The organism is Qipengyuania sp. Mu-71, assembly GCF_036867055.1.
Taxonomy (GTDB): domain Bacteria; phylum Pseudomonadota; class Alphaproteobacteria; order Sphingomonadales; family Sphingomonadaceae; genus Qipengyuania; species Qipengyuania profunda.
Genome location: NZ_JBAJHR010000001.1, coordinates 480,855 through 499,653, shown reverse-complemented (window position 1 = coordinate 499,653; position 18,799 = coordinate 480,855). Strand labels below are relative to the sequence as shown.

25 protein-coding genes are annotated in these 18,799 nt (G+C 66.6%); 8 read left to right on the top strand and 17 right to left on the bottom strand.

From position 1 onward, the window contains the following. The first annotated feature begins 62 nt into the window (after window positions 1-62). Window positions 63-827, top strand: coding sequence for an SDR family NAD(P)-dependent oxidoreductase (locus V6B15_RS02460; protein WP_334199891.1), 765 nt, complete (start codon window positions 63-65; stop codon window positions 825-827). A 10-nt stretch (window positions 828-837) separates the two neighbouring features. Here the strand turns inward: V6B15_RS02460 and V6B15_RS02455 are convergent, their stop codons facing one another. Genes V6B15_RS02455 through V6B15_RS02440 form a run of 4 tightly spaced genes read right to left on the bottom strand, consistent with a single transcriptional unit; the run spans window position 838 to window position 5,084 of the window. Further along, window positions 838-2,247 (bottom strand): efflux transporter outer membrane subunit, encoded by a 1,410-nt coding sequence (locus V6B15_RS02455; protein WP_334199890.1) that lies wholly within the window; start codon window positions 2,245-2,247, stop codon window positions 838-840. Next, window positions 2,244-3,227: an efflux RND transporter periplasmic adaptor subunit gene (locus tag V6B15_RS02450; protein ID WP_334199889.1), complete on the bottom strand. Its 984-nt coding sequence runs from the start codon at window positions 3,225-3,227 to the stop codon at window positions 2,244-2,246. Before V6B15_RS02450 ends, V6B15_RS02455 begins: the two co-directional genes overlap by 4 nt. A 1-nt stretch (window position 3,228) precedes the next feature. After that, window positions 3,229-3,972: an ABC transporter ATP-binding protein gene (locus V6B15_RS02445; protein WP_263605083.1), complete on the bottom strand. Its 744-nt coding sequence runs from the start codon at window positions 3,970-3,972 to the stop codon at window positions 3,229-3,231. After that, window positions 3,972-5,084, bottom strand: a complete 1,113-nt coding sequence (locus tag V6B15_RS02440; protein ID WP_334199888.1) for an ABC transporter permease — start codon at window positions 5,082-5,084, stop codon at window positions 3,972-3,974. The genes V6B15_RS02445 and V6B15_RS02440 overlap by 1 nt, the downstream gene beginning before the upstream one ends. 92 nt (window positions 5,085-5,176) lie before the next feature. Here V6B15_RS02440 and V6B15_RS02435 point away from each other — a divergent pair, with 92 nt between their 5' ends. After that, window positions 5,177-5,830, top strand: coding sequence for a TetR/AcrR family transcriptional regulator (locus V6B15_RS02435; RefSeq protein WP_334199887.1), 654 nt, complete (start codon window positions 5,177-5,179; stop codon window positions 5,828-5,830). Here the strand turns inward: V6B15_RS02435 and V6B15_RS02430 are convergent. Genes V6B15_RS02430 through flgB form a run of 13 tightly spaced genes read right to left on the bottom strand, consistent with a single transcriptional unit; the run spans window position 5,827 to window position 15,289 of the window. Then, a complete protein-coding gene (locus tag V6B15_RS02430; protein WP_320181859.1) occupies window positions 5,827-6,654 on the bottom strand; it encodes a flagellar motor protein MotB in 828 nt (275 codons plus the stop codon). The two genes, V6B15_RS02435 and V6B15_RS02430, sit on opposite strands and share 4 nt — an antisense overlap. Window position 6,655: 1 nt before the next feature. Continuing rightward, window positions 6,656-7,519: a flagellar motor stator protein MotA gene (gene motA, locus V6B15_RS02425; protein WP_320181858.1), complete on the bottom strand. Its 864-nt coding sequence runs from the start codon at window positions 7,517-7,519 to the stop codon at window positions 6,656-6,658. A gap of 26 nt (window positions 7,520-7,545) precedes the next feature. After that, window positions 7,546-8,463 carry a flagellar hook-associated protein FlgL gene (gene flgL, locus V6B15_RS02420; RefSeq protein ID WP_253522591.1) on the bottom strand — a complete coding sequence of 306 codons (918 nt, stop codon included), beginning with the start codon at window positions 8,461-8,463 and terminating at the stop codon, window positions 7,546-7,548. Next, a complete protein-coding gene (gene flgK / locus V6B15_RS02415; protein WP_334199886.1) occupies window positions 8,460-9,800 on the bottom strand; it encodes a flagellar hook-associated protein FlgK in 1,341 nt (446 codons plus the stop codon). The genes flgL and flgK overlap by 4 nt, the downstream gene beginning before the upstream one ends. Beyond that, on the bottom strand, window positions 9,800-10,105 hold the full coding sequence (locus tag V6B15_RS02410; protein WP_320181855.1) for a rod-binding protein: 306 nt from the start codon (window positions 10,103-10,105) through the stop codon (window positions 9,800-9,802). The genes flgK and V6B15_RS02410 overlap by 1 nt, the downstream gene beginning before the upstream one ends. Next, a complete protein-coding gene (locus tag V6B15_RS02405) occupies window positions 10,102-11,199 on the bottom strand; it encodes a flagellar basal body P-ring protein FlgI (protein ID WP_334199885.1) in 1,098 nt (365 codons plus the stop codon). The genes V6B15_RS02410 and V6B15_RS02405 overlap by 4 nt, the downstream gene beginning before the upstream one ends. 11 nt (window positions 11,200-11,210) lie before the next feature. Further along, window positions 11,211-11,864, bottom strand: coding sequence for a flagellar basal body L-ring protein FlgH (locus V6B15_RS02400; RefSeq protein ID WP_334199884.1), 654 nt, complete (start codon window positions 11,862-11,864; stop codon window positions 11,211-11,213). Between the two features lie 11 nt (window positions 11,865-11,875). Beyond that, window positions 11,876-12,664 (bottom strand): flagellar basal-body rod protein FlgG, encoded by a 789-nt coding sequence (gene flgG / locus V6B15_RS02395; protein ID WP_334199883.1) that lies wholly within the window; start codon window positions 12,662-12,664, stop codon window positions 11,876-11,878. An 18-nt stretch (window positions 12,665-12,682) separates the two neighbouring features. Next, window positions 12,683-13,423, bottom strand: a complete 741-nt coding sequence (locus V6B15_RS02390; protein ID WP_253522574.1) for a flagellar basal body rod protein FlgF — start codon at window positions 13,421-13,423, stop codon at window positions 12,683-12,685. Window positions 13,424-13,428: 5 nt separating this feature from the next. After that, window positions 13,429-14,241, bottom strand: coding sequence for a flagellar hook-basal body protein (locus V6B15_RS02385; RefSeq protein WP_253522571.1), 813 nt, complete (start codon window positions 14,239-14,241; stop codon window positions 13,429-13,431). 15 nt (window positions 14,242-14,256) lie between these two features. Beyond that, window positions 14,257-14,538, bottom strand: a complete 282-nt coding sequence (locus tag V6B15_RS02380; protein WP_253522568.1) for a flagellar hook assembly protein FlgD — start codon at window positions 14,536-14,538, stop codon at window positions 14,257-14,259. Further along, a complete protein-coding gene (flgC, locus tag V6B15_RS02375; protein WP_334199882.1) occupies window positions 14,535-14,939 on the bottom strand; it encodes a flagellar basal body rod protein FlgC in 405 nt (134 codons plus the stop codon). Before flgC ends, V6B15_RS02380 begins: the two co-directional genes overlap by 4 nt. 2 nt (window positions 14,940-14,941) lie before the next feature. Further along, entirely contained in the window at window positions 14,942-15,289 is a 348-nt protein-coding gene (gene flgB, locus V6B15_RS02370; protein ID WP_253522563.1) for a flagellar basal body rod protein FlgB, read from the bottom strand. Between the two features lie 184 nt (window positions 15,290-15,473). Between flgB and V6B15_RS02365 the strand changes: the two genes are divergently transcribed. The 6 genes from V6B15_RS02365 to V6B15_RS02340 all read left to right on the top strand — a co-directional run bounded on the left by V6B15_RS02365 (window position 15,474) and on the right by V6B15_RS02340 (window position 18,777). Further along, window positions 15,474-16,130, top strand: a complete 657-nt coding sequence (locus V6B15_RS02365; protein ID WP_334199881.1) for a MotA/TolQ/ExbB proton channel family protein — start codon at window positions 15,474-15,476, stop codon at window positions 16,128-16,130. Then, on the top strand, window positions 16,127-16,570 hold the full coding sequence (locus V6B15_RS02360; RefSeq protein ID WP_334199880.1) for a hypothetical protein: 444 nt from the start codon (window positions 16,127-16,129) through the stop codon (window positions 16,568-16,570). The genes V6B15_RS02365 and V6B15_RS02360 overlap by 4 nt, the downstream gene beginning before the upstream one ends. Before the next feature lie 54 nt (window positions 16,571-16,624). Further along, on the top strand, window positions 16,625-17,140 hold the full coding sequence (locus V6B15_RS02355; RefSeq protein WP_334199879.1) for a flagella basal body P-ring formation protein FlgA: 516 nt from the start codon (window positions 16,625-16,627) through the stop codon (window positions 17,138-17,140). 79 nt (window positions 17,141-17,219) lie between these two features. Further along, a complete protein-coding gene (locus tag V6B15_RS02350; RefSeq protein ID WP_334199878.1) occupies window positions 17,220-17,507 on the top strand; it encodes a flagellar biosynthesis anti-sigma factor FlgM in 288 nt (95 codons plus the stop codon). Next, the gene (locus tag V6B15_RS02345; protein ID WP_253522547.1) at window positions 17,504-17,839 is read left to right on the top strand and encodes a hypothetical protein; all 336 of its coding nucleotides are present in this window, start codon (window positions 17,504-17,506) and stop codon (window positions 17,837-17,839) included. Before V6B15_RS02350 ends, V6B15_RS02345 begins: the two co-directional genes overlap by 4 nt. A 77-nt stretch (window positions 17,840-17,916) precedes the next feature. After that, the gene (locus V6B15_RS02340) at window positions 17,917-18,777 is read left to right on the top strand and encodes a transglycosylase SLT domain-containing protein (RefSeq protein WP_334199877.1); all 861 of its coding nucleotides are present in this window, start codon (window positions 17,917-17,919) and stop codon (window positions 18,775-18,777) included. Window positions 18,778-18,799: the final 22 nt, after the last annotated feature.

The window sequence follows — 18,799 nt, the reverse complement described above, 5'->3', positions numbered from 1 at the left end:
AGTCACGAAGGGCCCGGGGCGCAAGCTTCGGGCCCTTCCCATTGCTCACAAAGGAAATCGCCATGTCGCCATTCGACCTGACCGGGAAAGTCGCCATCGTCACCGGATCGAGCCGCGGGATCGGCCGCGCCATTGCCGAGGGCCTCGCGGCGCAGGGCGCGCGCGTGGTGATCTCGAGCCGCAAGCAGGATGCCTGCGAGGCGGTCGCCGCCGAAATCAACGCCGCGCATGGCGATGGCCGCGCCGTCGCGATCGCAGCCAGCATTTCGGAAAAGGCACAGCTCGAGGATCTGTTCGTGCAGGCCGCCACCCAGCTCGGCCCGGTCGATATCCTCGTCTGCAATGCCGCGAGCAATCCCTATTACGGCTCGATGGACGGGATTGCCGACGAGCAGTTCCGCAAGATCCTCGACAACAATGTCCTGTCGAACCACTGGCTGATCCAGCTGGCGCTGCCCCATATGCGCGAAAAGGGCGACGGGGCGATCGTGATCATCAGTTCGATCGGCGGCTTGCGCGCCTCGACCGAGATCGGCGCCTATTGCATCTCCAAGGCGGCCGACTTCCAGCTGGTGCGCAATTACGCCGCGGAGAATGGCAAGCACGGCATCCGCGTCAACGGCATCGCGCCGGGGCTGGTCAAAACCGATTTCGCCAAGGCGCTATGGGAAAATCCTCAGGCATTGGCCGCGACCGAAAAGGCATTGCCGATGCGCCGGATTGGGGAGCCGGGCGATATTGCCGGCGCCGCGGTCTACCTGTCCTCGCCCGCCGCACGGTGGACCACCGGGCAAACCATCATTGTCGATGGCGGGGCGACGATCTAGCGCGGTGGCATCAGGATAGTTCGCTGCCGCCGAGCGCCTGCCACAGCACCACCCGCGCCCGCTGGGCCCGGCCCCGCGCCGCCGCGGCGCGCTCGCCGCTGGCATCGGCGGCACGGCGCGCCTCGAGCACTGTCAGGAAATCGGCAAGCCCGGCTTCATAGCGGGTATTGGCGAGACGCGCGGCGCGCTGCAGATTGGCGGCCTCCTGCGCCACCGCTGCGGCTTCGCCATCGGCTGCCGCGACCAGTCCATAACCCGCCTCGGCATCGCCCAATGCCATGAAGACGGCACCGCGATAGCTCTCGAAAGCCAAGCGCTTTTCCGCTGCAGCGCCGTCGATCTCGGCCTGCACCCGCCCGAAGTCGAGCAAGGGTCCGGCGATCGCCGCGGCCAGCGAGCCGACGACCGATTCGCTGTCGAAAACATCGCCGATTCCGAAGGCGAGCAGGCCGATCGCGCCCGAGAGGTCGAACACCGGAAAGCGGCGGCGCGCGGTGGCGGCCAGTTCGGCATCCTCGGCCACCAGCGTGGCTGCGGCGGCAAGCACGTCGGGCCGATTGGCGAGCAAGGCGGAAGGCAGGGTGGCGGGCGGTGCGGGCAGTTCGCTGACAGGCTCACCCAGCGCCAGCGCACTGCGGACCTGCGCCCCGCCCTGCGCGGTCAGCGTCACCAGCCGGCCCAGCAGCCGCGCGCGTTCGCTTTCCAGCGCGGCGAGGCGGCTCCGCGAACCGGCGGAGGAGCTTTCGGCACGCACGCGGTCGAAACCGGGCGCAATGCCCGCGCGCTCGCGCACACCGGCGAGCCGCGCCAGTTCCTCTGCCGAGCCCAGATCGTTGCGCACTTCCGCCTCGCGCGCCTGCAGCGTGCGCCAGTCGATCACCGTGGCGGCAATTTCCGCCAGCAGCGCGCTGCGCACCGCGCGTGCGCTGGCATCGGCGGCATCGATCCGTGCCAGTGCCGCGCGCTCCTGCGCGCGTAGGCGTCCGAACAGGTCGAGATCCCAGCGCGTGGTCAGATTGGCTGCATAGGACACGCGTTCGGTGTCCAAACTCACCCCGGTCGGCAGGCTTCCGCCGAAGGAATTGGGATTGGTCCGCGTACCGGTGACCGAAGCTTCTACGCCCACGGCGGGCAGGCGCTCGGCCCCCGCGCGGTCCGCCCCGGCGCGGGCCTGCTCGACGCGGGCCGCGGCTTCGGCGAGCGTGGGAGACGACGCGAGCGCCTGCGCCGCCAGCGTATCGAACGCCGGATCGCCGACGGGCAAAAGCTGGGCCAGCGCTGTGCCGACAGGCGCCTCGGGGGCGAACAGGAAGCTGTCGGGCAGGACCGGAACGGGAGTCGCGACTTCGGGCGGCGGCCCGCCGACGCAGGCGGCCAGCGACAGCGCACTCGCGACCATCAGGAGCGCGCGGGGTTTCATTCTTCGGCTCCCCGCGCGGCGATATAGGCATCGACCTGCTGGCCGACGCGGAACAGGCCGTCCGCCTCCGGCAGTTCGTAGATCACTTGCAACACGCGAACATCGACGCGTTCGGCCGCGCTGTTGGTGAGCGAGCGCTTGGGCACCACCCGCGGTTCGGCGCGGACGAAGCTGGCCTCGACCTGCCGGTCCGCAGCGCCGCGCGGGCTGACCGTGGCAGGGGCGCCAAGCTGGAGCCGCGGGGCCTGTTCCTCATCGATGTCGATGCGCACATGCAGCGGCTGGGTCTGGCCCATCTCGATAAAGGGCTGCGAGCCGCCCCCGCCCATCGTGCTGACATATTCGCCCTTGCGGATATTCACCGCGAGGATTTCGCCCGCGATCGGTGCCCGGACCGTCAGCCGCGCGATTTCGGTCTGCGCCGAGCCCGCCCGCGCCTGCGCGGCCTGCAAGCGTGCCTGCGCCAGCCGGGCGCGTTCATTGGCCGACGCCGCCTCGCCCTCTGCGCGGATCACTTCGGCGCGGCTGACCGCGGCGGGATCCTCGACATTGCGATACAGCGCAAGCTGGCGCGCGGCGGTTGCGCGTGCGCTTTGCGCTTCGGAAATCGCCGCGCGGGCTTCGGCAATCGCGGCATTGGCTTCGCGCAATTGCCCGCGGACTGCCCGGTCGTCGACCGTGAACAGCACGTCGCCTTCTTCGACGCGGTCACCCGGCTCGACCAGCAGCCCGGTGATCAGTCCCGACAGCGCCGAGCCGATCTGGATGGTTTCGCTCGACGGCTCGACCACCCCGGCGCCTGCGACACGGGCCTCGGCGGCGAGGTTTGCCGGTGCATGCGGCGGTTCGCGGCCGGGTTCGGACAGCTCGCGGTCGGGCAGACCGACCAGGATGAAGATCACCGCGGCAACCAGACCGACCAAGGCGATCACCGGCAATGTTTGGCGCGAGAAGCTGAGGTTGTTCCAGTCGAGAGCCATGTCAGTGTCCTTCGGGCATATCGCTGCCGTCGTGGGTGATCCGCCCGTCTTCGAGCACGAGGATGCGGTCGGCGAGGTCGAAAATGCGGTTGTCGTGGGTGACGATGATGCAGGCGCGATCGGGCGCAACCGCGACTTCGCGCAGCAGGTCCATCACCCGCCGCCCTGAAGAAGCATCGAGTGCGGCGGTGGGTTCGTCGCACACCACCAGCCGCGGTTCGTGCACCAGCGCGCGGGCGATCGCGACGCGCTGCTGCTGGCCGCCCGAAAGCTGGCGCGGCAGCTTGTCCGCCTGATCGCCGATGTTGAGCTTCTCGAGCATGGCGACCGCCCGTGCCCGCGCCTCCAGCCGGTCCATTCCCTGCGCGATCAGCGGGACGGCCGCGTTGCTGGCGGCATCGATCGAGGGGATGAGATTGTACTGCTGGAAGATGAAGCCGATGTTTTGCAGGCGAAATTCGACGAGCGCGGTGTCGTCGAGTTCGTAAATGTCGGTGCCGAAGACCTTCACTTCGCCCAGCGTCGGCCATAGAATGCCGCACATGATCGAGATCAGCGTCGTCTTGCCCGACCCGCTCTCCCCCACCAGGAAAGTCAGCTCGCCCGCGCGGATATCGAGGTCGATGCCGTGCAGCACGGTAATCGTCTGCTGCCCCGCCTGGAAATCGCGCGTGACGCCGCGCGTGCAGATTGCCGCGTCGGGCTTGCAGCCGCCGATGGCGCTGGTGTCCAGGATCGTACCCATCAGCGGAACACCGAAGCGGGTTCGGTGCGCAGCACATTGCGCAGCGCCAGCCAGCCGGTCAGCGCAAGGATCAGGAACACCGCGACCATACTGATCAGCGGGATCTGCCAGGGAATATAGAATCCCTTGAAGGTCGGATTGGCCGAAAAGCCCCAGATGAAGAACACCGTACCGAGCACGCCCAGCCCATAGCCGATCAGCCCGACCAGCCCCGCCTGTACCGCCACCATCCGGCGGATCTTGCGGTTGGTCACGCCGATCGCCTTGAGCGCGCCGAACTGCTTGATATTGTCGCGGATGAACAGGCTGAAGGTCAGCCCGACAATGGCCACGCCGACGATGAAGCCAAGCAGGACGGTGATGCCGAAATTGAGCGGGATGCCCGTATTCTCGATAATGAAGTCGATCCCGTCCTGTGCGAATTCGTCGCGCGTCTGCGCTTTCAGCCCGGTTTCGCGTTCGATCCGTTCGGACAGCGCTTTGGCCTGCAGCGGATCTTCGGCGCCCACCAGCACGAAGGACAGGCGATTGCGCGTTCCGGGGACGTAATTCAGCGCCTGGCTGTATTTGGTATAAAGCACCACCGTGCTGGTGAAGCTGGGCGTGGCATCGGCGATCCCGCGGATCACCGCGCGCTGGTCGTTGAGTTCGAGCCGTTCGCCGATCGGCGACTGGCCGGGGAACATGCGGGTCGTGCCGACATCGTCGATGATGACACTGTCGGGCTGCGACAGGACATCGGGCGAGCCTTCGATCATGCGCTTGGGCAGGCCGATCAGCGTAGCATCGTCGACCCCGATCACCGCGACCCCCTCGAGATCGCCATCCTTGGTGCGTACGCTGGCCTGCGCGCGGATATGCGGCACTGCCCAGCCCACCCCGGGCACGCTGCGCACCTTGTCGAGCGCGGTGGCGGGCATGGCATAGGCGACGTCGGTCGTCCGGCTGACCGGGTCCATCACCCAGATATCGGCACTGGAGACATTGTAGACGCCGCTGGCGCCGCGCTCGATCAGATTGACGAAAATGGTCAGCTGCTGGGTGATCAGCAGCGTCGAAAAAGCGATTCCGAAGACCAGCCCATAGAACTTCTGGGCATCTCCGGTGAGCATCCTGATCGCGATCCAGAGCACGTTCGCTTGCCTTCGCCTGACCATTCGTCCATTATTGAACGAGGACGTTCAATTGAACGGAGGCGTTCAGATTGTCAAGTAACGAACCGAAACGCACCGGGCGTCCGGCCGACGAGGCCAAGCGCGAGGCGATCCTGGCCGCCGCGGCCGCCAGCTTCTTCGAGCACGGGTTTGCCGCCAGTTCGATCGAGCAGATCGCGGCTGATGCGGGCGTTTCGAAAGTCACGATCTACAACCGGTTCGGCGACAAGCGCGCGCTGTTTGCGGCGGCAGTCGAGGTCGAATGCGAACAGATCCGGGGCAGCCTGCAAGTCCCCGAGGTCGCCTCGGGCAGTCTGCGCGATCGGCTGACCGCGGTGGGCGAGGCCATGGTCGCGTTCACGTCGCGGCCCAAGATGGTCCAGTTCGAACGGCGCATCGCGGCTGAGACCGAGCATGACCCGGCGGTTGGCGCAGCCTTCCTCGAGGCCGGCCCGCATCGCATGAAGGAGTCTTTCGCGGCGCTGATCGCCGCGATGCATGAAGCGGGGGAAGTCGATGTCGCCGATCCCGCGCTCGCCGCCGAACAGTTCGCCGGCATGTGCAAGGGAATGGGCGATCTCGAACGCCGCTTCGGCGCGCCCGCCGACCCGCAGCGCAATCGCGAGCGGATCGCCGGCGCAGTCGAGGTATTCTGCCGCGCCTATGCCCGCGACCCGTCCTGCGAGACCGAAGCGGGCAGCTAGTTCTCCAGCGAGATCGAGATCCGGCGGTTGCGCGGATCGGTGGGATCGCCCGCGATCAGCGGTTCGGTATCCGCAACGCCTTCGATCCGCCGGAAGCGCTCGCGCGCAATCCCGTGACGGATGAGATCCTGCCGCGTCGTTTCCGCGCGCCCGGCCGACAGCGACCAATTGTTGACCCGCGTCGGATCGCGATATTTGAGCGCATCGGTATGGCCGCGCACGGTGATCTTGCCGCCTTCGGGCGCGATCGCTTCGGCGACGAGATCGAGCAGGTCGCGCGCATCGGTGGTGAGGACCGTCGTGCCGAGCGAGAACATCGAGAAATCGGCATCATCGACCAGGTCGATCCGGATGCCGGTGGTGGTGTTGATCATCCGCACCTGGCGCATCAACCGCTTGAGCCGTTCACGGTCGGCGACCGCTTCGGTCACGCGCTGCTGGATACGCTTGATGCTCGCCGCGCCTTCCTTGGGCCCGCCCGTCGCGTCGCGCGGAACGGTCAGGGTCTGCGTCCCCGTCTGCCCCGCTGCATGCGGGTAGTTATCGACGTCGACCAGCGACGAACCGCCCAAGACGCCGTCGGCGCCCGCGCTTTGTTCCTTGGTCTTCACCAGCGTCGGAGTGAAATAGTCCGCCAGCCCCTTGCGCTGGTCCTCGGTGGTTGCACCGAGCAGCCAGAGCAGCAGGAAGAACGCCATCATCGCGGTGACGAAATCGGCATAGGCGACCTTCCATGCGCCGCCATGGTGTCCCGCCTCGACGACGGTCACCTTCTTGACGATGATCGGAGCCGGATCGTTGCGACCCGCGGCGGAGCTGGCCATCCTACCTACCCCGCAGCGCGTCGAGGAGTTCGTTCAGGCCCGGCCGCACCGTATGGCCCAGACCCGACCGCGCGCTTTCCACCACCAGCGGCTGCGGATGGCCGTAGAGCGAGGCGATGATCACCTGCTTGACCGCGTGGAAGATCTGTTCGTCCTGCTCGAGCACCTGCTTGAGCCGGCCGGCGAGCGGGCCGACGATGCCGTAGGCGAGCAGCACGCCGAGGAACGTCCCGACCAGCGCCGCGCCGATCATCTTGCCGAGGATTTCAGGCGGCTTGTCGATCGAGCCCATGGTTTTCACCACGCCCAGCACCGCGGCGACGATGCCCAGCGCGGGGAGCGCATCCGACAGCGTTTCGAGATTGTGCTGCGGTTCGCGCAATTCGTGGAAATGCGTCTTCATCGCATTGTCCATCACCTCTTCGACCGCATGAGTTTCCAGCGTGCCGGAGGATACCACCAGCAGCGTCAGCGTGTCGCAGATCAGCGCGATGAGCGCGGTATTCTTGAGCAGGTTGGGATAGGCGCTGAACACGGTGGAATTTTCCGGTTCTTCGAGATGGCTTTCGAGCGCCACGGGCCCATCGTTCTTGAGCATGCGCATCAGCTGCGTGGTCAGGGCGATCGCATCGATATGGTCCTGCTTGTCGTGCTGAGGCCCCTTGAAGATCTTCCCGAATGCACGGCCGATCGCCTTGAGCCCGTCGAGCGAATTACCCGCGACCATCGCGCCGATCGCGGCGCCGCCGATGATCAGCATTTCATAGGGCATGGCGGCCATCACCGGGCCGAGCGCGCCGCCGCTGAGCATGAAGCCGCCAAACACCATGACGAGCAGAACAACGATGCCGATAATCGCGTACATTTGAAAAATTCCTTCCGAAGGCGCGATCAGCGCAGCATTGAGAACAGCGAGAGATTGGCGAGGCGCACGAAGCTGGCCTGGGTGGCCTCGAGAACCGTCAACGTTTCCTGAAGCCGGCTCATCGTGACCGCGATATCCGCGCCGCCGACGCTCGTGCGTTCGTCGGCAATGCGTTCGGTGTTGATTTCGCGGCGCTCGGTCATGAGATCGATCCAGTTGAGCCGCGAGCCGACGACGGTTTGCGCCGTGGTCACCTTTTCAAGCCCCCGGTCGAGATCGGCGAGCGCCGCCGAACTGGCATCGGCTGCCGCCTGGCCGCCGCCTGCCAGCGCAATCGCGAGGCCATCGAGCACTGCGAACAGATCGGTCGGCCCGGAGGCGGCGTCGAACTGGAAGATTTCCGGCCCGGTCAATCCGGGGACCACCGATTGCCCTTCGCCGATTTCGAGCGGCGTGACGGCGGCGGTGCCGACAAACTGCACCCCGTTGCCGCTGCCATTGTCGACATAGGCCTGGCCCGCGGCCTGCCCCCCGAAGAGCGCATGCCCCGTGATGTTGCGACTATTGCCGAGCAGCACGAGGTTTTCGCGCAGGCTGGCCACTTCCACGCCGATGGCGGCGCGCTGGTCATCGTTGAGCGTGCTCACTGTCGCCTGCACGGCCAGTTCGCGCACCCGCATGACGATATCGGCAATCGAGCTGAGCGTCTGGTCGGTAAGCGCGAGATCGGCTTCGGCGAGCTCCGAATTGCGCGTGTCGACGCTGGTAATGCGTTCGGTGCGTGCGAGCATCCGCAACCGCGCTGCGGCGACCGGATCGTCCGACGAGCGTTCGAGCCGTTCGCCCGTCCCGATCTGCTGCTGCAGCGTTTCGGCCTGCGCGCGCAGGCTGCCGATCTGGCGGGTGCTGCGTTCGTAGAACGCTCCGGTGCTGAGATTGATCATCGCCCGATCCCCAGGAGAGTGTCGAAGATATCGCTGGCCGCCTGCATCGCGCGCCCCGAGGCCTGGAAGGCCTGCTGGAAGCGGATCAGATTGGCGGCTTCGGAGTCGAGATCGACGCCCGATTGCTGTTCGAGCGAGATGCGCGCGGAGGACGCGATCGTTTCGAGCGCGCTCTGCGTGACATTGCGCCCCGCGACCTTGCTCGACACGTCGAACAGGATCCCGCTGAGCTCCTGCGCCGGATCGAGCGCGGCCAGCGACTGGCGCAGCGCGTTGAGATTGGCATCGTCGCGGCTGGAGACCCCCGCCCCTGCGGGCGCCGTCGCCAGACCGCGGCCCTCGCTCATGACGACGCGCAGCGTTCCGGCGGTACTGCCGGAGAAGATCGGTTGCCCCTGCGTGCCGTCGAGCGCGACGCCCGCGGCCTGCGCATTGTTCACTGCATCGGCGATCGTCGCCGCGACGGTATCGAGACGGGTGCGGACCGCCGCCAGTTCGGTCAGCGCGAGCGATGCGCCCGCGAGGCTGCCCGAACCCGGGCTCACCGCCTGGCCGTCGACTGCGAAGCTGAGCGTTCCGTCGGCAGCCGTGGCCGAAGACAAGGTCCCCGCATTACCGCCCTGCACGAAACTGCGCGGGGGATTGGTGCCCAGCGAAACCGCGACGGTTCCGTCTGCAGCGAAGCTCGTCGTGAGCGCGGTGAAGCCCGACAGGCGTTCGAGCAACTGGTCGCGTTGGTCGAGCAGTGCCGCGCGGTCGCTGCTGCCGCTGCCCGCGCGCGTCAGCCGCAGGTTCACCCGCGCCAGTTCGCCGCCAATGATGTTGGCATCGGATATCTGCGCTTCGGCATCGAAGCGCAGGCCATCGCCCACTGCATCGAAGCCCGAGGCGGTGATGTTGAACTTGTTCGCCAGCGTCGAGGCTTCGGCGACCACTGCGGCACGCCGCGAGGGATCGACCGGGTCGCCGGCAAGCTGCTGGAGCGCGGCTTCGAATTCGACGATCGAGGTGAACACGCCCGATTGTTCGAGCGCGCTTTCCATATTGCTCAGGCCCGTCAGTTCGACATTGGCGCGCGCGAGATCGCCCGAGGTGCGGCGCACTTCGCCCTGGAGGAAGGCATCGGCATTGCGGCGGATTTCCGCGACACGCGCACCCGATAGCGAGATATCGCCGATCCGCCCCGCCCCGCCCGAGGCGGAGACTTCCTCGATCCGCAGGCTGCGCCGGACATAGCCGTCGCTCGAGGCATTGGCGATGTTCTGCGCGGTAACGTCGAGCGCCCCGCGCGCCGCGCGCGCGCCGCTGGCAGCGATAGAGAGGAGATCGGAGGCCATCAGCGGTCACCCTGCGGCAAGAAGTGCGCCAATTGCTGTTCGATCGCATGGGCGAAGCCAAGCTGGCCGGATTCGGCCGTGACTTCCGCGAAGCGCGCATCGCGCATCTCGCGGAAGGTTTCCTCGCCTTCGCCGCCGAACAGATCGTTGCCGCCGAAATCGGTGCTGCGCGCGCTCGACAGCATCTGCCGCAGCAGGATCGCTTCGAACTGCTGCGCGGCCTGCCGCAATTCCTCGCGGATCGGCGAGGCTTCACGCTCGGGCAGCGGTGTCGCACCGGCCAGATTGATGGGGTAAGTCGTCATATGATCACGAGCTCCGCGGTCAGCGACCCGGCCTGTTTGAGGCCTTCGAGAATGGCGACCAGATCGGCCGGGCTTGCCCCCAGCGCGTTGAGCGCATCGACCACTTCGGCGAGCGAGGCACCGGGGCCGACGCGCGACACGACGCTGCCCTCCTGGCGCGCGGTGATCGTGCTGTCGGGTTCGAGCGCGGTCTGGCCGCGGGTGAAGGGTTCGGGCTGGACCACGAGCGGGTTCTCGTCGATCCGCACCACCAGGCTGCCATGGCTGATCGCCGCCGGCGCCAGCCGTACCGCGCTGGAGATGACGATGGTGCCGGTCCGGCTGTTGATCACCACCTTGGCCGCGCGTTCGGCCGGGTTGATGTCGAGCATTTCGATATCGGCCATGATTTGCGCGCGCGTGTTGGCGCCCGGCGGCAGCATCAGTGCCAGCGTGACGCCGTCCTCGACCAGCGCCATGCCCGGATAGACGGCGTTGATCGCATCGCGCACGCGCGAGATGGTGAGGAAATCGGCTTGGTAGAGGTTCCAGCGCAGCACTTCGGTGAAATCGAAATTGCTCGCCACCGCCTGTTCGACGCTGGCGCCGTCGGCAATGCGGCCCACGGTCGGGACATTGACCGTCAGCTTCGATCCGTCCTGCCCCGATACACCCAGACCGCCGACCGCGAGGTTGCCCTGCGCCATCGCGTAGATCTGTCCGTCGGCCCCATAGAGCGGGGTCATCACCAGCGCGCCGCCGCGCAGCGACTTGGCCTTGCCCATGGTCGAAACGGTCACATCGATCCGCTGGCCGGGCTTGGCAAAGGCAGGCAATTCGGCAGTGATGATCACCGCCGCCGCATTCTTGAGCGCCGGATTGACCCCTGGCGGAAGCTGCAGGCCGAGACGGCCCGACACGCCGCGCATGGCCTGGGTCGCATAGGCGAAATTGTCATCGCCCGACCCGTCGAGCCCGACGACGATGCCATAGCCGGTCAGCTGGTTCGAACGGACCGACTGGAACTGGCCGAGATCGCGCACGCGCTCGGCAGCTGCCGGAACCGGCAGCAGCGCGAGCAGGGCGACGAAGAAGAGAGCTAAACGGCGGATCATGATGACTATCCTCAGAAGGGCGAAATCGCGCCGAAGAAACGCGACAGCCAGCCTTCGCGGCTGGCGCGCTGGACCGAACCGGCGCCCGAATAGGAAATCCGCGCATCGGCCACCCGGATCGACGGGATCCGGTTGTCCTGATCGATATCTGACAGGCGGATGATGCCCGAAAGCTGCACCCATTCCTCGCCCTGGCTCAGCTGCATGACCTTTTCTCCGCGCACCAATGCCGTTCCGTTGGGACGGACCTCGGCAATGGTGACGGTCAGGTCGGCCCGGATCGAACTGGCCTGAGAGGCATCGCCCGAACCCTTGAACGACGCGCGGCCCGAGGCATTAAGATCGCTGTCATCAATGCCGACGAATTCGGGCAGCGACAGGCCGATACTGCCATCGCGCTTGGTCGAACCGCTGGTCGATTTGGACGTCTGCGTCCGCTCGACCAGCACGATGGTGACGATATCGCCAACCCGCGCCGCACGGTTGCCGTAATAAAGCGGCGCATAGCCGTGGCTGGCCTGGTAGATCGCGCCGTCGTGATGGCGCGCCGGCGCAGCCTGGGGTGCCGGCGGAAGGACCGCAGCGAACCCTTCGGGACGCGTGGAACCGCCGCCGCACGCGGCCAGGGCGAGTGTCAGCGGGACAAGACAGAAAGCGGATTTCATGGCGAATGTCCTCACAGCGTCTGGTTGGCGTTGCGCAGCATTTCGTCGACGGCGGAGACCATCTTCGAGCTGATTTCATAGGCGCGCTGGCATTCGATCATCTCGACCAGCTCCTCGACGATATTGACGTTCGAGGCTTCGAGCATGCCCTGGCGGATGTTGCCGCGGCCATTCTCGCCGCCCGGGGCCAGTTCGGCAGCGCCGCTGGCGGCGGTTTCGACGAGGAAGTTGTCGCCGATCGCCTGCAGGCCTGCGGGATTGGTAAAGCGCGCCACCTGGATCTGGCCGAGCTCGGCCGGTTCGGCCTCGCCGGGGATCGCTGCGGACACGGTGCCGTCGGGCGATACCGCGACCGCGGTCGCGCCTTCGGGGATGGTGATCGCCGGCTGGACGGCATAGCCCTGCTGGGTGACCAACTGCCCTTCGGCGGACTGGGTGAAGTTGCCTGCGCGGGTGTAGCCAATGCGGCCACCGGGCAGTTCGACCTGGAAATAGCCATCGCCGTCGAGTGCGAGGTCATAGGCGTTGCCGGTGGTGCTGAGCGCGCCCTGCGTCATGATCTGGCTGGTCGACTGGACCGCCACACCGGTACCGAGGTTGAGCCCGGTGGCATAGGCGGTTTCGCCCGACGAGCGCTGGCCCGCGACCCGCGCATCCTGATAGGCGAGCGTGGCGAAATTGGCGCGGTCGCGCTTGAAGCCGGTGGTGCCGACATTGGCGAGGTTGTTGGCGATGACGCGCATGCGCGAATCCTGGGCCTCGAGCCCGGTGCGGGCGACCTGAAGGGCTGAAGTGGGCATGGTCTATCCTTTCCCTGATTAGCCGAGGCGCATGAGCTGCGCGCCGCTTTCGTCGATTTCGCGTGCGGTCGCGATGACCTTGCTACGCATGGCGAAGAGGCGCTGGGCATCGATCATCTCGACCAGCACTTCGGTGGTTTTCACATTGGAGCCTTCGACCGCGCCGACTGTGACGGTGGCCGCTTCGTCGGTCGGCAGGATGCCGCCGCCTTCGACCCGAAAGAGGCCGTCGAGCCCCTTGCTGATCGGTGAGCCCTGCCACGCCGCCAGCTTGATCCGGCCGATTTCGGCGGGTGGCTGGTCGGGCGTGGCGGGATCGGCCAGCGTAATCGTGCCGTCGGGCGCGATCGCGGGAAAGCCGGTCGGCGGAATGGTGATCGGGCCGGTATCGCCGAGCACCGGCAGCCCCTCGCCATTGACGAGGAGGCCGGTGGCCGAAACCGACAGGTCACCGCGCCGCGTATAGGCTTCGGTCCCGTCGGTCGCCTGCACCGCCATCAAGGCATCGGTCGCCATCGCGATATCGAGATCGCGCCCGGTCTGGACGATTTCGCCTGCGGCCATATTCGCGCCGCGCACGCGGGCGGTCTGCATCGCGCGCGCCTCGTTGGGCTGGCCCTCGATGGTGACGGCGCGCTGGTCGAGCATTTCGGCACGGAACCCGAGCGTGTTGGCATTCGCCATATTGCTCGCGATGACGCGCTGGCTGTCCATCGACGCCCGCATGCCCGAAAGCGCGGTATGGATGAGGCGGTCCATCGCGATCAGGTCCGCAGGTTGATGACGGTCTGCGAGATCTGGGTCGCGGTGTCGATCGCCTTGGCATTCGCCTGGAAGTTACGCTGGGCGGTAATCAGCCCGACGAGTTCCTCGGCGATGTCGACGTTCGAACGCTCGAGCGCTCCCGAGAGCAGCGAGCCATTGGCGCCCGAGCCGGGCGAGCCGTAGCTTGCCGGACCCGACAGGCCGGTGCCTTCCCAGTTTGCCGAGCCGACCTTCTTGAGGCCGGTAGGCGAAATGAAGTTGGCCAGCGCGACCCCGCCGACCGGCTCGACCGAACCGTCGGTATAGGAGGCCTGGACCACGCCCGTGCTGGAGATGGTAACCCCGGCAAATTCGGCGCCCGCGGCATTGGTCTGCGGGACCGCGGCATCGCTGATCGCGTTGCCCGTCACTGCGCCATTGGCGTCGACCGCGAACAGCTGCAGCCGGTTGCCCGCACTGTCGGCGATATGCCCGGTCTCGGTCATCGTGAACGAGCCTGCGCGGGTATAGAGCGTCGAGCCGTCGGCGGGCGAGCGCATGGTGAAGAAGCCATCGCCGGTCAGCGCGAGATCGAGCGCCGAACCGGTCTGTTCGACCGGGCCGAGCGAGAAGTTCTGCGTGATCGATTCCACCGATGCGCCAATCCCCTGGATCATGCGCGGGTTGGTCAGCGCCGAACCGGCGACGATTTCGGAGAATTCGGTGCGGCTGCGTTTGAAGCCGTAAGTCTCCGAGTTGGAGATATTATGCGCGATCACGCCAAGCGAGGTCTGCGCATTCTTCATGCCGTTGAGCGAGGTATAGAAGGACATCGAATGTCTCCCTGATCAGATTTCGGTGGCGGTCTGGGTGGTGACGATCAGCTGGTCGAGCTTGTCCGCGATCTGCTCGAGCATGGCATTGGTTTCCGACACGCCGGCGAGCGAGGAGAACTGCGCCATCTGGGCGAGCATTTCCTTGTTATCGACCGGATCGAACGGGTCCTGCTGCTGCATCTGGACGGTCAGCAGGCGCAGGAAATCGCCCTGCCCCAGCGCGTCCATGCCGCGGCCGGATGTGGAAGTGGTGGAAGCGACCGGCGAGGTCGTCTGGGTGGTTATGGTGGTCATTTCATTCTCATCGTTTCGAGCATGAGCTGCTTGGCGGTCGACATGGCCTCGACCATGTTGCGGTACTGGCGCGAGGCTTCGAGCATCTCGACCATCTCGGCGTTCTCATCGACGGGGGCCTCCCAGACATCGCCGTTCTCGTCGGCGAGCGGGTGGCCCGGATCGTGGCGGCGGATCGGCGCGACATCTTCGCGCACCACCCCGCCGACGCGGACCGACGAGAGGCCCGAAGCACGGTCGAGCTCCTGCTCGAACACCGTGCGCATCGGGCGATAGGCGTCTTCCTCGCTGCCCGAGACCGAACCTGCATTGGCCAGGTTCGACGCCGCGGTGTTCATCCGCACGAGCTGCGCGGACATGGCGCGGTGGCCAACCTCGAAGAAGGATGTGGGGCCCGCCATCGTTATTCGCCCCGGATCGCGCGGGTGACGGTTTCGACCCGTCCGCGCAGGAAGTTGAGCGTAGCGGTATAGGCCACCGCGTTTTCGGCAAAGGCCGCCTGTTCGGTCGACATCTCGACGGTGTTGCCGTCGAGGCTGGCCATGGTCGGGATACGGTACTGGATCGCGCCATCGGTCGCGCGGTCAGCCTGCGCACCGCCAAGGCGTGCCTGCAGCGCGGCAGCAAAGTCCACGTCGCGGGCCTTGTATCCCGGTGTCGCCGCATTGGCGATATTCGAACCGAGCACACCCATGCGCTGCGACCGGATCTCCAGTGCCGCCCCGTGAATGCCGAACAAACCTTCGCTCATGTGAGCCTCCGCAAAAATATACGGGAGATGTTCAGCAAGGGGCGTGCCAAAACCCGATTGCCGGGCCCCGGCAGGCGAAACCGGCAGGATGTGGCAAGGTCTTGCCGGAAAGCGGCAAAGTTCGGCTGCCGCATAAATCCTGCCCGGTTCGCGCCGTTCTGGGTCGGCAAGGAGTAGCTACCCCATGTTGGAAACCTGGTTCGATCCCGCAGCGATCGCCATCGTCCTCGTCGGCACGCTCGTCGCCACGCTGCTGCGTTGCGGTGTGGCGGACAGCCGGATTGCCCTCGGCGCGCTGCGCGGATTGTTCGAACGGGCGTTCGACGTGGCGCGCGCCAAGAGCGAACTGGCCCTGCAGATCCGCGAGATTGCCGATGACGGCTTTATCCGCGCCGAACCGCATCATTTCGGCGATAGCGAATTCGACAGCCTGTCCGATCTGATCATCAGCCAGCGCTCGATCCAGTCGCTTCACGGCGAACACCAGAAATTCAAGGAAGCGCGGCTGGCCAATGCGCAGACCGCAGTGCGCGTGTTCGACTGCGCGGCGGAACTGGCGCCGGTGCTGGGTCTCGCGGGCACGTTGATCGCGCTGGGCCAGGCGCAGGGCGCGGCAGCGCAGGATACCGGCCTGGTCGGGGCCATCGCCATGGCCGTCGTCACCACGCTGTACGGCCTCCTCGCCGCGAACTTTCTCTTTGCCCCGCTGGGCGCCGCAGTTGCGCGCAAGTCGCGGCAGGAAGAGCGCGACCGCGATGCAGTGCTTGAATGGCTCGCCCGCGGGATCCGCCAGACCGGCATGGCCGGCGGCACCCCGCACAGCGAACGCGAAGCGGCATGATCCTGCGCGCGGCTTCGGGCTGGCAGACGGTAACCGCGGATCTCGCGCTGATCCTGTTCCTGATCACGGCGCAAGCGGTGCGCGAGCCCTCCGCTACGCCCTCGCAGGAGGAGACCGAGGTCGAGGCTGAGACAGACGCCGGGGAACCCGCACCGGTGACGTCCTCCGCGCTCGCACTGCACAAGCCCGCCCCGGGCGAAAGCGTGCAGGAATGGCTGCGCGCCGCAGTCACCGACGAGCGGCAGGTGGCAACGATTTCGATCGGCTATGCACCCGGGCAGCGTGAAGAGGCCCTCGTCGAGGGCGAGCGTCTGCTGGGTGAAGCCGAGGCCGCGGGCGTCGCCGCCCGGCTGATTGCCATGCCGAACGTGTCCGACGACATCCTCGTCTCGGTTGATTACCTCCGCCCGGCGCCGGATGGCACGAACCTTGCTCCATAACCGCGAAGACCCCCATGCCGGGGGTGGTTTCGCGAACCGGAGTCAGGATCGACCATGCGTCACACATTGCCCCTAACACTCGCCGCCGCGCTTCTTGCGAGCTCGGCCGCCGCTGCAGCGCCGATGGACCTGTCGATCATCGACCGCGCGGTCACCGATTTCACCGGCGCCGATATCGGCCAGCCGGGAGGCGCCAAGCTGCCCGTCGACCGCCGCCTGCGGCTGACCGCCTGCCAGGCGCCGCTCGACCTGCAATGGTTCGGCCGCGACCAGCGCTCGGTCCAGATCGCTTGCCCGACTGCCGGCTGGCGTATCTATGTAGCGGTCGATGGCGGTTCGGGCAGCGGCCGCTATGCCGCCGCCCCCGAATATGGCGAAACGATCATCTCGCGCGGCGAGAACGTCAGCATCCTCGTGCGCGGCAAGGGGTTCACCCTCACCCGGCAGGGGGCTGCCGCGGAAGACGGCGCGCGCGGCGAATGGATCAAGGTCCGCGCCACCGGACAGCGCACCGAAACGCTGCGCGCCATGGTGATCCGCCCGGGCCAGGTCGGCATCGATTTGCCGTAAGCGGCAAAATTATTGCCGGGGAGTTAAACCCGCGCATCGATCGCCGTTCTGTTGGTCAACCAGCTTATGGAGCGAAACGATGCGTATTGTCGGATTGCCGGAATTCTCGGGAGCAGTGGTGCGTCCAGGCGCAGCAATTACCCCTGCCGGAAAGGTCTCTCCCGCGCAGAAGGTGGCCGCCGAAGCGCAACAGGCCGAAGCCCCCATAGCGACATCACGTGTTTCCGCCGGCCCCGAGGGCCCTGTCGACCACGACCGCGTGGCCGATATCCGCAAGGCGCTGGAAACCAATTCCTACCCGCTGATCCCGACCGAGATCGCCGATGCGATCATCGCCGCGGGCATGTACGGAAAGGTCGGGAAATGACCCGCAAACAGCAGACACTGGCTACCCTGCAACAGATGCTCGCACTTTTGCAGGGTGAGCGGCAGGCGCTTGCCGCTCTCGACCTCGATCGCATCGTCGCCTGCACCAATGGCAAGCTCGACCTGTGCGCCAAGCTGGATGTGGTCGAGCAGGACAGCCTGGATGAAGAATGCCTCGGTGTGCTCGACGCGGTGCGCCGCCTCAACGAGATCAACCGCCGCCTGCGCAACCTGATCGCCAGCAATGTCCAGAACCGCCTCGGCGCACTGGCCGGCAGTAGCGAACCCTACGCCGCGCTGCCCCGCCAGGGCATCAGCGTCGCGCTCGCCTGACAGCGGCGCTAATTCCTAGCCAGGAAATTTGGCACGGACCTTGCTGAACAACCGGGAACGCAATTCCCGGAGGTTTCGTGCCTACAGTCAGTCCAGTCCAGAATGCCGATGTGCAGGGTGCAATCGCCCGCGCCGCGACGCGGACGGGTGTCGATTTCGATTATCTGCTGGCACAGGCCCGGCTCGAATCCGGGCTCGACCCCAGCGCCAAGGCGCAGACTTCGAGCGCGTCGGGTCTCTATCAGTTCATCGATTCGACCTGGCTGCGCACGCTCGACCGGCATGGTGCCAAACATGGCATGGACTGGGCCGATGCGGCGATCGCGCCCAATGGCCGCGTGGCCGATACCGCCACGCGCCAGCAGCTCCTTTCACTGCGCTACGATGCCGATGCCTCGTCGCTGATGGCAGCGGAGCTGACGCGCGAGAACGCCGCGGGCCTGCGCTCCAGCCTGGGGCGCGACGCCGAACCGGCAGAACTCTATCTCGCGCATTTTCTCGGGCTTGGCGGCGCGCAGAAATTCCTTGGCGCGCTGGGCAGCAATCCCGACCAGTCGGCCGCGGCGCTGATGCCGCAGGCCGCGCGTGCCAACCGCTCGATCTTCTATAGCGGCGGATCGCCGCGCTCGGTCGGCGAAGTCATGACGCTGATGCAGGACAAGGTGTCGGCTGCCTATGGCGACATGCCGATGCCCACCGGCGGCAATCGTGTGGAATTCGACCCGGCCCGCTTTGCCGCCCATGCGCCCGCCAGCGTCAGCACCAGCCGGCCCAGCCGCGGCAGCCTTGCGATGCCCGCCCTGCCCGGACCCGGTGGCCCGCGCCCGTCAATGGCCGACACGCTGCGCAACACCTTTGGCGAAGGCGGCGCCGGCACAGGTCGCGCGAATGAGCAGATCGCCGCCGCCTATGGCAAGTTCAGGGCGTTCGGCCTGTGAATCCGCTCCGCTTTATCAACCC

Bases quoted from the DNA above. Each gene is read 5' to 3' on its own strand.
- V6B15_RS02460 (WP_334199891.1), top strand. From the start codon at position 63: ATGTCGCCATTCGACCTGACCGGGAAAGTCGCCATCGTCACCGGATCG.
- V6B15_RS02455 (WP_334199890.1), bottom strand. From the start codon at position 2,247: ATGAAACCCCGCGCGCTCCTGATGGTCGCGAGTGCGCTGTCGCTGGCC.
- V6B15_RS02450 (WP_334199889.1), bottom strand. From the start codon at position 3,227: ATGGCTCTCGACTGGAACAACCTCAGCTTCTCGCGCCAAACATTGCCG.
- V6B15_RS02445 (WP_263605083.1), bottom strand. From the start codon at position 3,972: ATGGGTACGATCCTGGACACCAGCGCCATCGGCGGCTGCAAGCCCGAC.
- V6B15_RS02440 (WP_334199888.1), bottom strand. From the start codon at position 5,084: ATGCTCACCGGAGATGCCCAGAAGTTCTATGGGCTGGTCTTCGGAATC.
- V6B15_RS02430 (WP_320181859.1), bottom strand. From the start codon at position 6,654: ATGGCCAGCTCCGCCGCGGGTCGCAACGATCCGGCTCCGATCATCGTC.
- motA (WP_320181858.1), bottom strand. From the start codon at position 7,519: ATGTACGCGATTATCGGCATCGTTGTTCTGCTCGTCATGGTGTTTGGC.
- flgL (WP_253522591.1), bottom strand. From the start codon at position 8,463: ATGATCAATCTCAGCACCGGAGCGTTCTACGAACGCAGCACCCGCCAG.
- flgK (WP_334199886.1), bottom strand. From the start codon at position 9,800: ATGGCCTCCGATCTCCTCTCTATCGCTGCCAGCGGCGCGCGCGCGGCG.
- V6B15_RS02410 (WP_320181855.1), bottom strand. From the start codon at position 10,105: ATGACGACTTACCCCATCAATCTGGCCGGTGCGACACCGCTGCCCGAG.
- V6B15_RS02405 (WP_334199885.1), bottom strand. From the start codon at position 11,199: ATGATCCGCCGTTTAGCTCTCTTCTTCGTCGCCCTGCTCGCGCTGCTG.
- V6B15_RS02400 (WP_334199884.1), bottom strand. From the start codon at position 11,864: ATGAAATCCGCTTTCTGTCTTGTCCCGCTGACACTCGCCCTGGCCGCG.
- flgG (WP_334199883.1), bottom strand. From the start codon at position 12,664: ATGCCCACTTCAGCCCTTCAGGTCGCCCGCACCGGGCTCGAGGCCCAG.
- V6B15_RS02390 (WP_253522574.1), bottom strand. From the start codon at position 13,423: ATGGACCGCCTCATCCATACCGCGCTTTCGGGCATGCGGGCGTCGATG.
- V6B15_RS02385 (WP_253522571.1), bottom strand. From the start codon at position 14,241: ATGTCCTTCTATACCTCGCTCAACGGCATGAAGAATGCGCAGACCTCG.
- V6B15_RS02380 (WP_253522568.1), bottom strand. From the start codon at position 14,538: ATGACCACCATAACCACCCAGACGACCTCGCCGGTCGCTTCCACCACT.
- flgC (WP_334199882.1), bottom strand. From the start codon at position 14,939: ATGGCGGGCCCCACATCCTTCTTCGAGGTTGGCCACCGCGCCATGTCC.
- flgB (WP_253522563.1), bottom strand. From the start codon at position 15,289: ATGAGCGAAGGTTTGTTCGGCATTCACGGGGCGGCACTGGAGATCCGG.
- V6B15_RS02365 (WP_334199881.1), top strand. From the start codon at position 15,474: ATGTTGGAAACCTGGTTCGATCCCGCAGCGATCGCCATCGTCCTCGTC.
- V6B15_RS02360 (WP_334199880.1), top strand. From the start codon at position 16,127: ATGATCCTGCGCGCGGCTTCGGGCTGGCAGACGGTAACCGCGGATCTC.
- V6B15_RS02355 (WP_334199879.1), top strand. From the start codon at position 16,625: ATGCGTCACACATTGCCCCTAACACTCGCCGCCGCGCTTCTTGCGAGC.
- V6B15_RS02350 (WP_334199878.1), top strand. From the start codon at position 17,220: ATGCGTATTGTCGGATTGCCGGAATTCTCGGGAGCAGTGGTGCGTCCA.
- V6B15_RS02345 (WP_253522547.1), top strand. From the start codon at position 17,504: ATGACCCGCAAACAGCAGACACTGGCTACCCTGCAACAGATGCTCGCA.